The organism is Bradyrhizobium sp. P3_C3 (genome assembly GCF_056402655.1).
Window position 1 is genome coordinate 106,114 of record NZ_JBFUGY010000016.1, and the last position, 13,002, is coordinate 119,115.

Annotated in this window: 8 protein-coding genes; 4 read left to right on the plus strand and 4 right to left on the minus strand. The window is 64.9% G+C overall.

The genetic code is table 11. The annotated features are described in order from the left end of the window. Nucleotides 1-40: 40 nt before the first annotated feature. On the minus strand, nt 41-1,054 hold the full coding sequence (locus AC1DW2_RS20005) for an LLM class flavin-dependent oxidoreductase (protein WP_063980956.1): 1,014 nt from the start codon (nt 1,052-1,054) through the stop codon (nt 41-43). Between the two features lie 399 nt (nt 1,055-1,453). Here AC1DW2_RS20005 and metF point away from each other — a divergent pair, with 399 nt between their 5' ends. The 3 genes from metF to AC1DW2_RS20020 all read left to right on the plus strand — a co-directional run bounded on the left by metF (nt 1,454) and on the right by AC1DW2_RS20020 (nt 7,732). Continuing rightward, nucleotides 1,454-2,395 (plus strand): methylenetetrahydrofolate reductase [NAD(P)H], encoded by a 942-nt coding sequence (gene metF / locus AC1DW2_RS20010; protein WP_063980955.1) that lies wholly within the window; start codon nt 1,454-1,456, stop codon nt 2,393-2,395. Nucleotides 2,396-2,401: 6 nt separating this feature from the next. Then, nucleotides 2,402-6,250, plus strand: coding sequence for a methionine synthase (metH, locus tag AC1DW2_RS20015; protein WP_477007009.1), 3,849 nt, complete (start codon nt 2,402-2,404; stop codon nt 6,248-6,250). A gap of 789 nt (nt 6,251-7,039) precedes the next feature. Beyond that, nucleotides 7,040-7,732 carry a hypothetical protein gene (locus AC1DW2_RS20020; protein WP_240537478.1) on the plus strand — a complete coding sequence of 231 codons (693 nt, stop codon included), beginning with the start codon at nt 7,040-7,042 and terminating at the stop codon, nt 7,730-7,732. 12 nt (nt 7,733-7,744) lie between these two features. Here AC1DW2_RS20020 and AC1DW2_RS20025 read toward each other — a convergent pair whose 3' ends face one another. Next, nucleotides 7,745-8,374 (minus strand): glutathione S-transferase family protein, encoded by a 630-nt coding sequence (locus tag AC1DW2_RS20025; RefSeq protein WP_477007010.1) that lies wholly within the window; start codon nt 8,372-8,374, stop codon nt 7,745-7,747. 195 nt (nt 8,375-8,569) lie between these two features. On the opposite strand from AC1DW2_RS20025, the gene AC1DW2_RS20030 reads away from it, so the two are divergent. After that, nucleotides 8,570-9,724: a BBP7 family outer membrane beta-barrel protein gene (locus tag AC1DW2_RS20030; RefSeq protein WP_477007011.1), complete on the plus strand. Its 1,155-nt coding sequence runs from the start codon at nt 8,570-8,572 to the stop codon at nt 9,722-9,724. Nucleotides 9,725-9,741: 17 nt separating this feature from the next. Here the strand turns inward: AC1DW2_RS20030 and AC1DW2_RS20035 are convergent, their stop codons facing one another. Both AC1DW2_RS20035 and AC1DW2_RS20040 read right to left on the minus strand, forming a co-directional pair. After that, on the minus strand, nt 9,742-10,335 hold the full coding sequence (locus tag AC1DW2_RS20035; protein WP_477007012.1) for a GNAT family N-acetyltransferase: 594 nt from the start codon (nt 10,333-10,335) through the stop codon (nt 9,742-9,744). A 194-nt stretch (nt 10,336-10,529) separates the two neighbouring features. Next, on the minus strand, nt 10,530-12,977 hold the full coding sequence (locus AC1DW2_RS20040; RefSeq protein WP_477007013.1) for a penicillin acylase family protein: 2,448 nt from the start codon (nt 12,975-12,977) through the stop codon (nt 10,530-10,532). Between the last annotated feature and the right edge of the window lie 25 nt (nt 12,978-13,002).

Sequence of the window (13,002 nt, forward strand, 5' to 3'; positions counted from 1 at the left end):
GCACCGCTTCGCGCTGCGCCGCGTCCGGGGCACGAGAGCTTTACGCGGCCGCTTTCAGTCCGAACGCCTCGGCCAGCAGCGAATACGACTTCTTACGCGCGTCGTGATCGTACACGGCCGTAATCACCATCAACTCGTCCGGTTTGCTCGCATCGATCAACGGCTGCAGCTTCTTCTGCACCGTCGCCGGATTGCCAACGAAGAGGCGTGAACGGTTGCGCGAGATCGAAATGCGCTCGGCGTCCGTATAGGGATAGGCCAGCGCCTCCTCGACACTCGGCAGCGGCAGATATTGCCCGCGGTCGCGGCGCAGGCGGTTGAGATCGAACGAGGTGGCGAGCTTTTCGGCCTCCTCATCCGTGTCGGCCGCGATCACGGCGACCGCGAGGATCGCGCGCGGGCTCGCGCTCCAGGCCGAGGGCTGGAAACGGTTGCGGTAATGCACCATCGCATCGATCGCGTCATGGGACGCGAAGTGATGGGCGAAGGCGAAACCCATGCCGACTTGCGCAGCGAGCTCCGAGGAATAGTCGCTGGAGCCGAGCAGCCAGATCGGCGGCAGCTTGGTGTCGTCGGGCATCGCGACGACGTTGTTGTAGGGGTGCCCTGCGGGAAATTCGCGGGTCTCCCACAGAATCAGTTCGTGCAGCCGCTCCAGGAAGTCGTCGCCCTCGCGGCGGTCGAGACGGCTGCGCAGGGCGTAGGCCGTGGCGCCGTCGGTACCGGGGGCGCGGCCGAGACCGAGATCGATGCGGCCGGGAAACAGCGCCTCCAGCATCTTGAAGCGCTCGGCCACCACGAGCGGGGCGTGGTTGGGCAGCATCACCCCGCCGGAGCCGACGCGGATGTGCTTCGTCACCGCCGCGATCTGCCCGATCATCACGTCGGGCGCCGGGCTCGCCACCGAGGCGAGGTTGTGATGCTCGGCGAGCCAGTAGCGGACATAGCCAAGCCCATCGACATGGCGCGCCAGATCGATGCTGTTGCGCAGCGCCGCGGCGGGTCTTGTACCTGTGGTGACGACGGAGAGGTCGAGGACTGAGAGCGGGATCATGGCGCGCTAAGGTAGTGAAGGCCGGCGCGGCGGCAATGGGCAGACTGCGCAGGTCTGGCGTGTGCGGGCCGCGAACCCGCACGGCAGCGCCAGTTGAGGCGATGGGACGAGATTTGTCGCGGCAACACCATCTTCACACTGCCCACACCCCCTATTTGCTCCCGCCCGCCGCCAAAACCGTTGCAATTTGTTGATTTATATAACATTTTGTCATATCCGCGCACTTCCCACTCGCACCCTCATCCGTTCAATATTTCCACCGTTACCGGTGAAAGTGGGCGACTTCCCATCACCGATGGGCTGTCGAGTGCGACCGCTTTGGCTTATCTTGCCCGCATCCAATCGAGACCTGACTGCCGGCCGCCGAAAGCCGGACGAGCCCCTGGAGTGAGTGGTGCCATGACTGATCTGACGACGCCTGCCCGAGCCGAAGGGCAAGACGGGCACCTCCAAAACGGGCACCTCACCTCGAAGCGGCCTGCAATCTCCTTCGAGTTCTTTCCGCCCAAGACGGAAGAGATGGAGCGCAATCTCTGGGAGACCATCAACCGGCTCGCTCCGCTCGACCCGAAATTCGTCTCCGTGACCTATGGGGCCGGCGGCTCGACCCGCGAGCGCACCCATTCGACCATCACCCGCATCCTCAAGGAGACCGCGCTGCTGCCGGCCGCGCATTTGACCTGCGTCGGCGCCTCGCGCGGGGAGATCGACGAGATCGTCGATCGCTATCACGAGGTCGGCGTCCGCCACATCGTCGGCCTGCGCGGCGATCCCGCCGGCGGCATCGGCACGCCCTATTCCAGCCATCCCGACGGCTACCAGAGTTCCGCCGACCTCGTTGCGGGCATCAAGAAGCGGCACGGCGACATCGAAGTGTCCGTATCCGCCTATCCCGAGAAGCACCCTGAAGCGCGCGACTTCGACGCCGACATCGACACGCTGAAGGCCAAGGTCGATGCGGGTGCGACGCGCGCGATCACGCAGGTGTTCTTCGATAACGACCTCTACTTCCGCTACCTCGACCGCGTCCGTGCCCGAGGCATCGACATCCCGATCGTGCCCGGCATCATGCCCATGCACAATTTCAAGCAGGCCCGCAATTTCGTCACCCGCGCCGGCACCTCCGTGCCGGATTGGCTGGCGGAGAAATTCGACGGCCTCGACGACGACGCCGAGACCCGCAAGCTGGTGGCCGCGACCGTTGCCGCCGGCCAGGTGCAGAAGCTGGCGAAGCGCGGCGTCGACACCTTCCATTTCTACACCATGAACCGCGCCGATCTCGTGTTCGCGATCAGCCATTTGCTCGGCATCCGCGCCAAGAGCGCGCAGAAGGCGGCTTAAGATAAAATGACCACTCCCGTTTCTCCCAAGCGAACTGCCCTGCTCAATGCCGCCCGCGAGCGCATCCTCGTGCTCGACGGCGCCATGGGCACGATGATCCAGAACCTCCAGTTCGACGAGGCCGCCTTCCGCGGCGAGCGCTTCAAGGATTTCCATCGCGACCTGCGCGGCAACAACGATCTGTTGATCCTGACCCAGCCGCAGGCGATCGAGGACATCCACGCCGCCTATTTGCGCGCCGGCGCCGACATCGTCGCGACCAACACTTTCTCGACGACCTCGATCGCGCAGGCCGATTACGACCTCACCGACATCGTCTACGAGATGGCGCGCGAAGGCGCCCGCCTCGCCGGCAATGCCGCTCGTCGCATCGAGGCCGAGGACGGCAAGCCGCGCTTCGTTGCGGGGGCCATCGGCCCGACCAACCGCACCGCCTCGATCTCGCCCGACGTTTCCAATCCCGGCTACCGGGCCGTCACGTTCGACGATTTGCGCAAATCCTATGGCGAGCAGATCAACGGCATGCTCGACGGCGGTGTCGATCTGCTGCTGGTCGAGACCATCTTCGACACGCTGAACGCCAAGGCGGCGCTCTATGCGATCGCGGAAATCACCGAAGAGCGCGGCATCGACGTGCCCGTGATGGTGTCGGGCACCATCACCGACAAATCCGGCCGCCTCCTCTCCGGCCAGATGCCGGAAGCGTTCTGGAATTCGGTGCGGCACGCAAAACCCGTCACCATCGGCTTCAACTGCGCGCTCGGCGCGGAAGATCTGCGCGCCCACATCGCCGACATCGGCCGCGTCGCCGACACGCTGGTGTGTGCCTATCCGAACGCCGGCCTGCCCAACGAATTCGGCCAGTACGACGAGACCCCGGAATACATGGCGCGCCTGGTCGGCGAGTTCGCGCGCGACGGTCTGGTCAACATCGTCGGCGGCTGCTGCGGCACCACGCCGGACCATATCGCAGCGATCGCGGCGGCCGTCGCCCCGCACAAGCCGCGCATTGTGCCGGAAATCGAACCTCGCTTAAGGCTCTCCGGCCTCGAGCCGTTCATCCTGACGGACGCCATCCCGTTCGTGAACGTCGGCGAGCGCACCAACGTCACCGGCTCCGCCCGCTTCCGCAAGCTGATCACCGCCGGCGACTACACTGCCGCGCTGCAGGTCGCTCGCGACCAGGTCGAGAACGGCGCGCAGATCATCGACGTCAACATGGACGAGGGGCTTCTGGATTCGGAAGCCGCGATGGTGACCTTCCTCAACCTCGTCGCCGCCGAGCCCGACATCGCCCGCGTCCCCGTGATGGTCGACTCCTCGAAATTCTCGGTGATCGAAGCCGGCCTGAAATGCGTGCAGGGCAAGCCGGTCGTCAACTCGATCTCGATGAAGGAAGGCGAGGAGAAGTTCATTCACGAGGCGAAGATCGCCCGGCGCCATGGCGCAGCCGTGGTGGTGATGGCGTTCGACGAGGTCGGCCAGGCCGATACGTTCGCGCGCAAGACCGAGATCTGCAAGCGCGCCTATGACATCCTGGTGGACCGCGTCGGCTTCCCGCCGGAGGACATCATCTTCGATCCGAACATTTTCGCGATCGCGACCGGCATCGAGGAGCACAACAATTACGGCGTCGACTTCATCGAGGCGACGCGCTGGATCCGCCAGAACCTGCCGCACGCGCATATTTCCGGCGGCGTCTCCAATCTGTCGTTCTCGTTCCGCGGCAACGAGCCGGTGCGCGAAGCCATGCACTCGGTGTTCCTGTATCACGCCATCAAGGCGGGAATGGACATGGGCATCGTCAATGCCGGACAGATGATCGTCTATGACGACATCGATGCCGAGCTGCGCCAGGTGTGCGAGGACGTCATCCTCAATCGCGACCCCGGCGCGTCCGAGCGCCTGCTGGCGCTTGCGGAGAAATTCCGCGGCAACAAGACCCAGACCAAGGAAGCCGATCTCGCCTGGCGCGAATGGCCGGTGGCGAAGCGGCTGTCGCATTCGCTGGTGCATGGGATCACCGAGTTCATCGAAGTGGACACCGAGGAGGCCCGCAAGGCATCCAAGCGTCCGCTCGACGTGATCGAGGGCCCGCTGATGGCCGGCATGAACGTGGTCGGCGACCTCTTCGGCGACGGCAAGATGTTCCTGCCGCAGGTGGTGAAGTCCGCCCGCGTGATGAAGCAGGCGGTGGCGTGGCTGATGCCGTTCATGGAGGAAGAGAAGGCGCGCAACCTCGCCAACGGCATCGGCACCGAAGGTTCATCTTCCGCCGGCAAGATCGTGCTCGCGACCGTCAAGGGCGACGTCCACGACATCGGCAAGAACATCGTCGGCATCGTGCTCCAGTGCAACAATTTCGAGGTCATCGACCTCGGCGTGATGGTGCCGGCAGCCAAGATCGTCGAGACCGTGAAGGCGGAGAAGGCCGACATCGTCGGGCTATCAGGCCTGATCACGCCCTCCCTCGACGAGATGGCGTTCTTCGCCGGCGAATTGCAGCGCGAAGGTTTGAAGCTGCCGCTCTTGATCGGCGGCGCCACCACGAGCCGTGTGCACACGGCGGTCAAGATCGACCCGAGCTATCGCGCCGGTCCCGTCGTCCACGTCAACGACGCCAGCCGCGCCGTCGGCGTCGCCTCCTCGCTGCTCTCGCCGGAGAAGCGCGAGGCTTATGCCGCCGAAGTACGTGCCGAATACGCAAAAATCTCGGACGCGCATCTGCGCGCGCAGGCGGACAAGAAGCGCCTGAAGCTCGCGACCGCGCGCGCCAACCGCGTGCCGGTCGACTTTGCCAAGAACAAGCCGGTGAAGCCGACCTTCTTGGGCATCCGCAGCTTTGACGAATACGATCTCGCCGAGCTCGTGCCCTATATCGACTGGACGCCGTTCTTCCAGACCTGGGAGCTCGCCGGCCGCTTCCCCGCCATCCTCGACGATTCCAAGGTCGGCGAGGTCGCGCGCTCGCTCTATGACGATGCGCGGAAAATGCTCGACCTGATCGTCAGGGAAAAATGGTTCCGGGCGCGCGCCACCGTCGGCTTCTGGCCGGCGAACGCTCAAGGTGACGACATCGTGCTCTATGCCGACGAAAGCCGGACCAAGCAGATCGCGACGCTGCACACGCTGCGCCAGCAGCTCGAGAAGCGCGAGGGCCGGTTCAACGCCGCGCTCGCCGACTTCGTCGCGCCCGCCGGCGTCCCCGACTATGTCGGCGGCTTCGTCGTCACGGCCGGCATCGGCGAGGACGTGGTCGCCGACCGCTTCAAGATGGCCAATGACGACTACTCCTCGATCCTGTGCAAGGCCTTGGCCGATCGTCTCGCCGAGGCCTTTGCGGAACGCATGCACGCCCGCGCGCGCCGCGAGTTCTGGGCCTACGCGCCGGACGAAGCACTCTCCTGCGACGATCTTATCCTCGAGAAGTACCAGGGCATCCGTCCAGCGCCGGGCTATCCCGCGCAGCCCGATCACACCGAGAAGGCGACGCTGTTCGAGCTGCTCGATGCGGAGGCGACTGCCGGCGTGAAGCTGACCGAGAGCTTTGCGATGTGGCCGGGCTCTTCCGTGTCCGGGCTCTATTTCGCGAACCCCGAGAGCTATTATTTCGGCGTCGGCAAGATCGAGCGTGACCAGGTCGAGGACTATGCCGCGCGCAAGGGCATGACGGTGGCCGAGACCGAGCGCTGGCTCGCGCCGGTGCTGAACTACATCCCGTCGCAGCAGACCGACAAGGCCTTCGTGGCAACGCCCGCGAACGACGAGACGTCGAAGGACCTCGCCTCGCATCCGCCCGGCTGCACCTGCGCCGTGCATCTCGTCTGGCAGAAGAAGCGCGCGGGGGCGGGGTAGGCCCGCCTTCGCTTCCCAAGACTAAAAAAGTGAAAAACAACCCCATGCACAGTAGAGGTGGGGTTGAAAGGGTTGAGGAATTTCGGTCTTACCGAAACGACTTGCTCCGTCGGGCAAAACACTGGTAATATTCCATCATCGCCTGCCGTGCCGATGGTTGCCACACGTGCGGTCCCCATCCTCCCCTGGAGGGCGAGGATCGGTTCGCATGCAGCGAAGCGGAATGCGGACCGAGGTGGCGTGACGGTCTCTCCGCGTTGAACACTACCCGTGTTGAGAGGTCTCCCCACCCCGCTCGCGCTTCGCGCGAACGACCCTCTCCAGGGGAGGGTAGAGACCTCGCTCCTTCGGCGGCGCCGGCGGCTGCACGATCTCCCTGGACGGCGCCTGCGCCTCGCAACAACCGACAGTGCGCGACGCAAAGAGCGGCCTGCTCCTTTCTGACACACCACCAGGACGAGTCGCGGTCCGGAATTCGGCTCACCGGCAATTTCGCGCAGGAACCGGGCGGTGTGAACTCGTTCACTTGTCCGCTCAACCTTGATTCGATACTCTATCGGTCTACTACCTTCAAACCGATGGTTTGCTTGGGATCGAGCATATGAACCAGTTCATTGCACTGTTCGTCGCCGCGATCGCCCTTGTCGTGCTGCCTACGATTGCCGCGGCTGACTGTCCGAAAGGCTACGTGCCATGCGGCGAACGAAACCAGTTGTGCTGCCCGCGAAAGTAGCAAGTCGCAAATGGCTTTGGCTTGGTAGCCTCGTCTTTGTCGCGATCGGTCTGGTGATGGTTGCAGCCTGGGTCGGATTCCCGCGAAAGAAACAGACGATTGCGGCCATCCTCTCCGAGACCGGATATTTCGAGGTGGTCCCGCCGAGCACGTTCGGCGGTCCCGGCACCATCAACACGATCGAATATCTGAGCAATGGCCGGCTGGAGCTGCATCCGACCTGCGATGTCGACCCCACGCTGCTGGCCGACAAGATCCGGAAATCACCGACCGTGGACCGGGACCTGAAGCAGTCGCTCGAGAAGAATCTCGACGTGTCCGCACAGGTCAGGGACAAGCTGTCGGCGGTCGCCGGAATGCAGCAAGTCGATTCAATTCACCTCAAGCTCGAGAACGCCAACATTCTCCTGATTTCCGACGAGTCGCTGATATCGACCCGCAATGCATTGCTGAAGGCCGAATGCGAGGACGCGATCGCCCTGAACCTTTCGAGCGGCGGAGTCGTCTGCCAGACGCGGTCCGTGCTGGAAGCCGACGTCGTCTACGAGATCAAATATCACAACACGATTTCGATGGAGGAGCGGGCCAAGCTGACATCCGAGATCGCGGCGAAGCTCGAGCTGGACGCCCACCAGGGATCGGACGACAAGGTGTCCGGCTCTCAATTGTTCTTTGGCATAAGGCTGTCGCCGAATCCGATCGTCCTGAAGTCCGCGGCGGGTGAGATCAAGCCCTGCAACAGGCGATAGGACGCCGCGCTTTCACCCCTTCGGCGGGGCCAGCGGCTGCACGACCTCCTTGAACGGTGCCAGCGCCTCGCAGCGTTCGGCGTGTGCCGACAGCGCCGGATAGCGCGATGGCTCGAACAGAAGCGGATGCGCTTCACGGGTGAAGCGCACGACGCAGGCAACCGCAATGTCGGCGTGGCCGATCCGGCCGGCCAGCCAATACGGCGTCGTCACCCCGGCGCGTTCGGCTTCGAGCACTTTCAGCACGTCGGTGATCTGCGCCTGGCAGCGCTCGACCCACAGCGCAAGCTGCTCCTTCCGCAGCACGCGCTCATAGAGCAGGCTCACCGCCTTGTCGCCGAGACCGGTGGCGAGTGCGCAGATGCGCAAATGCTTTCGCCGCTCGGCGCCGCCGCGCGGCAGCATCGCCTTCTCAGGCCCGACGAGCTCATCGAGATAGTCGAGGATGATCGTACTCTCGATCAGCGCCTCGCCATCGTCGAGCACCAGCGTCGGCACGCGCCGCAGCGGATTATACGGCGCGATCTTGTCGGCATCGCCGAAGGTCGACCATGGCCGGTGCTCAAAGGCGAGCCCGTAAAGCCGCAGCGCGATCGCGACGCGGCGGACGAAGGGGGAGTCGTATTGGCCGATCAGGAACATGGTTCTCGCTCACTAGTCAGGGCCGGGGCTCGAAGCCGGCCATTCATCTTCTTCACAAGGCTATTATCGAACGACACAGCCAGCGAGCGGTGCCCAACGGCAACAGCTACACATTTTCGTCTCGGCACCGCCTCAACTCCAGCTTGCCGAACAAATTGTCGCATGGTTCATTCCGCGGACCCAGAGGGAAGCCAAATGAATCGGCGGGCATTGAGAGCGGCAGCGGTCGGCCTGGCTCTTACGGCGATCGTGCCCGACGTCACGTCAGCAGCCGATCTGCCGATGAAGGCGCCGCCCAAACCTGCCGACTTCAATCCGTTCTGGGCCGAGGCCGACTACCTTGCCTGGAGCGTGACGGGCGACAAGCTGCCGGCGCTGGTGACCACGAGCCCGGTCGGCACGCCGCTGGGAGTTGTCGGCGTGCTCGGCCAACCCACGACGACCGTGCTGTTCGGCAATTCCAGTGTGAACAATGACTGGCGTTCGGGCGGGCGCATCACCGCCGGCTACTGGTTCGATCCGCAGCGCAGCCGCGGCATCGAAGCCTCGTTCTTCGGGCTGGAGAATCTCTCGACCGGATTTGCGACCGACACCAATGCCAATCCGATCCTGGCACGGCCCTTCACCAATGCGCTGACGGGATTTCCCGACGCGCTGATCGCGGGATTTCCGGGGCTGGCCACCGGCAGTGCCAGCGCGAGCGAAACCTCGCGCCTGCTCGGCGCCGGCGCGCTCTATCGCTGGGATCTCGGCGCGTGGAGCGGACAGCGCGTCAGCGCGCTGGTTGGCTATCGCTATCTGCGGTCGACCGACACGCTGACGATCTCCAATACCGCGACCATTCTTGCCTTCGGCACCTTCAGCCCCACCGACAATTTCAAGGCGTCGAGCAATTTCCACGGCCTCGATCTCGGCCTCACCGGCGACTGGCGCAATGGCCCGTGGTCGCTGGAGTGGCGCGGCAAGGTGGCGCTCGGCGCCAATCTCAACAGCGCCGACATTTCGGGCTCGACCGCCTCGACCGTGGCCGGCGTCACCACGACGGCCCCGGGCGGCTTCCTCGCGCTGTCGAGCAATATAGGCCATTACGACCAGACCCGCTTCGCCGTGGTGCCGGAGCTGTCGTTGAAGGCGGGATATCAGGTTGCGCCCGGCTGGCGGCTGATCGCCGGCTACGATGTGATGTACTGGACCGGCGTACAGCGCGCCGGCGGGCTGATCGACACCACCGTCAATCCGAACCTCGCGCCACCGCCGGCCGGCGGCGGGCCGAACCGGCCCGGGCCGGTGCTCAACACGACGAACCTGCTTGCGCAGGGGTTCAGCTTTGGCGTGCGGTATAATTACTGAGGGCGCGTAGCCCGGCATTACTCAATGATCGGCACATGCCTCGCCGCCGTCGGCGATGCCGTTCCATCGAGGCGCGGATCATCGGCCACCTCGATCTGGCGGCGGAACGGGCGGAAGCCGGAGCGCTGATAGAACGCAACGGCGGACGGATGATCAAAGGTGCAGGTGTGCACCCAGACGCGGCGTAGCTCGCGCGACCAGGCAGTCTCCAGCGCGCGGTTCATCAGGAAGCGAGCAGCGCCCGTCCCGATCAATCCGGCGGTGACGCCGAAATAGACCAGCTCGCACTGGCCGGCCTCGCGGAAATCCAGCTCCAGCAGGCCTTCGTCGCGACCGTCCACGACCAGGGCATGGACCTCGACGCCCGGCGCGTGGATAATTGCGGCGAGCTCCCCGTCATTCAGGCGCGCACGCGAGAACCACAGCCACTCCTCGCCGACACGGCGATGGAGGTCGCGATACCAATGAAGCGCGGGCGCGTCGACCTTGCGCAAGGACCACGCGCCTGGAGGATCGTCGCGGCGCGCGGGAGGCACGGTCATCTCCAGATGCGTGACGACCGCGGCGATCTTGCCGGCGGGGATGTCGGAATAGCCGTCGGGGATGATCATGGGGCCTCTCGGAAAGACATGGCGAACAGCTCGCTTGCGGCCCATCTTTCGAGACGCCCGCTTACGGCGGGCCCACAGGATGAGGCCGCGTTTCGCGGCGGGATATCAGACCCTCATGGTGAGGAGCCCGCCTAAGCGGGCGTCCCGAACCATGCAGGCCGCGCTCTTCCGGCACTCTCCAGCCAACAAGTCGCTCATCGCGGCGTCAAAATGATCGCTTCCGCGGTCGCGGCTTCGACGGCCGGGCGGCTGTAGAGCAGCGGAACGTATTGGCCCGTTGCCCAGAGCGGAGCGAGGTCGCGGTAATGGGCGCTGAAGGGATCGCCGGATTGGCCGGGCGTGTTGATGGTGCGGCTCGCATCCCAATTGCCGACGTCGAGCACCATGCGGAACGATGCGCCGGCGAACAGCTGGTAATCGGCGCGGCGGTAGGTGGCCGCGCGCGGCACGTTGGCGGCACCGCCATAGGCGAGCGGGCCGACCGAGAGCTGCGCAGCGGTGGCCTTGTCGGCGAGGGGCATCAAGGCATGGTCGAACTTCGCGACATGCAGCCGGCCCCAGCGCCAGGTCGAGGCATCCGGCCCAAGCTTGCCCGTGACGTCGGCCACTGCGGCGCCGAGGCTGTCGCACAGGATCTGGTCGCGCGCGGCAGCGGGATCGGCGCCGAATGACGCATCCGGGGATTCCAGATAGGCGACCAGCGCCGAAATGCTCGACGCCTCCGGCGCGATCAGATCGGCGGCCTTGGGCGCCGTGGTCTTCAGCAGCACCGGCCCAAGATGATTGGCGATCCAGACCTCGAACACGGCAGCCGCCGCGCTGTCGGCGGCATCGCGCGCGTCCCATGGCTTGAGCAGCTCGAGACCCTTCTTCACATTGGGATCGTCGGAGGTGAGCGGCTGCAATAGTTTGACGAGGCGCCGCCCCAGCATCGCGGTGTCGTCGTTCTGCAAATCCATGGCGTCGGCGAGCGTCACCTTGCTGTTGGCCGCGATCACCTCGGTGATGCGTTGCCAGCGCGCGCTGTCGGACCATTCGAAGCCGACCTTGCGTTCGGCTATCGGGTAATCGGCTGGCAGGTTCATCTGGTTGGCGGTGGCGAGAAAGCCCTGCTTGGGCTGATAGGCCTTTGGCAATTCGTCGAGCGAGAGAAAGCCTTGCCACTCATAGCGGCCGTCGCCGGGCACCGGCATCAGGCCGTCGAAGTTGGCGCGCCGCGGCGTCTTGCCGGCGGCGACCCAACCGATATTGCCGCGGGTGTCGGCATAGACCTGGTTCTCCGACGGCGCGCCCCAGCGGCGCATGGCGGTGAGGAAGCCGTTCCAGTCCTTCGCGGTCATGTAGTCGGACGAGCCGAAATAGGCCGAGGTACCGGGCTCGAACCAGATCGAGCGGACCGCGAAGGCGCGTTTGTTCGCGTCGTCGACGAAGATGACGGGGCCGTGGCGGGTGAATTTCAGCTCGACGTCGCGATCGGCCTCGCCTTTCACCTGCTCTTTCTCGTGCAGGATGCGCATGTCTTCCCAGCCATTGCCGTAGCGGTACTGGTTGGGGTTTTGCGGATTGAGCTCGTAGACGTAAAGGTCTTCCTGGTCGACGTTGAAGATGGTGAGACCAAAAGCGATGGTGCCGTTGTGGCCGATCGAGATGCCGGGCAACGCCGGCTCGCCGGCACCGATCACGGAGAGGCCCGGCGCATTGAGGCCAACGATGTAGCGCAGCGAGGGCACGCTGTGCTCGCGATGCGGATCGTTGGCGAGGATCGGGCGGCCCGTCGCCGTGCGCGAGGCCGCGATCACCCAATTGTTGGAGCCGATGGTGTCGCGCTGCTGGTCGGCCTCGGTGAGGTATTTGTCGGGATCGTGGGCGAGTGCGGCCTGCTTGTCCTTCGGTGCCGCGAAGGCCACCGGGCGCGTCGCGAGATCGTAAGCCGCGAGCACGGCCTTCGGCACGCTGCAGGGGTCGAGACCATCGGGGACTTTCGTGGTCCATGCCGGTTCGAGCTTGACGCGGAAACGATCGGCATCGAGGCCTGCGGCGCAGGCGACCAGCGAGCGCTTGACCTCGGAGGCGACATTGCGCGTCAGACCGTGGCTGCGAATGCGGACGACGTCATCCGCCGTCCACGGATCAGGCATCGTGCCGGCAATCCTGAACTCGATCGGCAGCGGACGTTTTCCTGCGCGCACATCGGCGACACAGGCATTGACGCCGGCGACAAACGCGTCCGCATAGGTCTTCGCCTTGGGACCGTAGGCCGCCCACTCCGCGTTCATGTCGCCGCGATACAGGAACAGCCGCAGCGCCTTGTCCTGTTCGGCATAGGCCGGGCCGAAATCCTTGGCGAGCAAGCCAAGCCCGCGCTTGCGCCAGAGATCGATCTGCCAGAGCCGGTCGCGCGCGGCGTTGAAACCTTGCAGGAAGAACAGGTCGTGCTCGTTGCCGGCATAGATGTGCGGGATGCCCCAGACGTCGACCAGGATCTGGGCGGGGGCATCGAGGCCGGCGACGTCGGTCTTGAGCTGCCGCGCGCTTCCGAGCGGATTCGGCTTGTCGCGCGCGATGGCCGTCGAGGTCAGCAGCGCGGCGCAGATCGCTGCGCCGCAGAGTTTTTGGATGACCCGGTTGAGATCCGTGTTCATTGTCTTCTCCCGTTGTTGTTATTTT

Bases quoted from the DNA above. Each gene is read 5' to 3' on its own strand.
- metF (WP_063980955.1), top strand. From the start codon at position 1,454: ATGACTGATCTGACGACGCCTGCCCGAGCCGAAGGGCAAGACGGGCAC.
- AC1DW2_RS20030 (WP_477007011.1), top strand. From the start codon at position 8,570: ATGAATCGGCGGGCATTGAGAGCGGCAGCGGTCGGCCTGGCTCTTACG.
- AC1DW2_RS20040 (WP_477007013.1), bottom strand. From the start codon at position 12,977: ATGAACACGGATCTCAACCGGGTCATCCAAAAACTCTGCGGCGCAGCG.
- AC1DW2_RS20020 (WP_240537478.1), top strand. From the start codon at position 7,040: ATGGTTGCAGCCTGGGTCGGATTCCCGCGAAAGAAACAGACGATTGCG.
- AC1DW2_RS20035 (WP_477007012.1), bottom strand. From the start codon at position 10,335: ATGATCATCCCCGACGGCTATTCCGACATCCCCGCCGGCAAGATCGCC.
- metH (WP_477007009.1), top strand. From the start codon at position 2,402: ATGACCACTCCCGTTTCTCCCAAGCGAACTGCCCTGCTCAATGCCGCC.
- AC1DW2_RS20005 (WP_063980956.1), bottom strand. From the start codon at position 1,054: ATGATCCCGCTCTCAGTCCTCGACCTCTCCGTCGTCACCACAGGTACA.
- AC1DW2_RS20025 (WP_477007010.1), bottom strand. From the start codon at position 8,374: ATGTTCCTGATCGGCCAATACGACTCCCCCTTCGTCCGCCGCGTCGCG.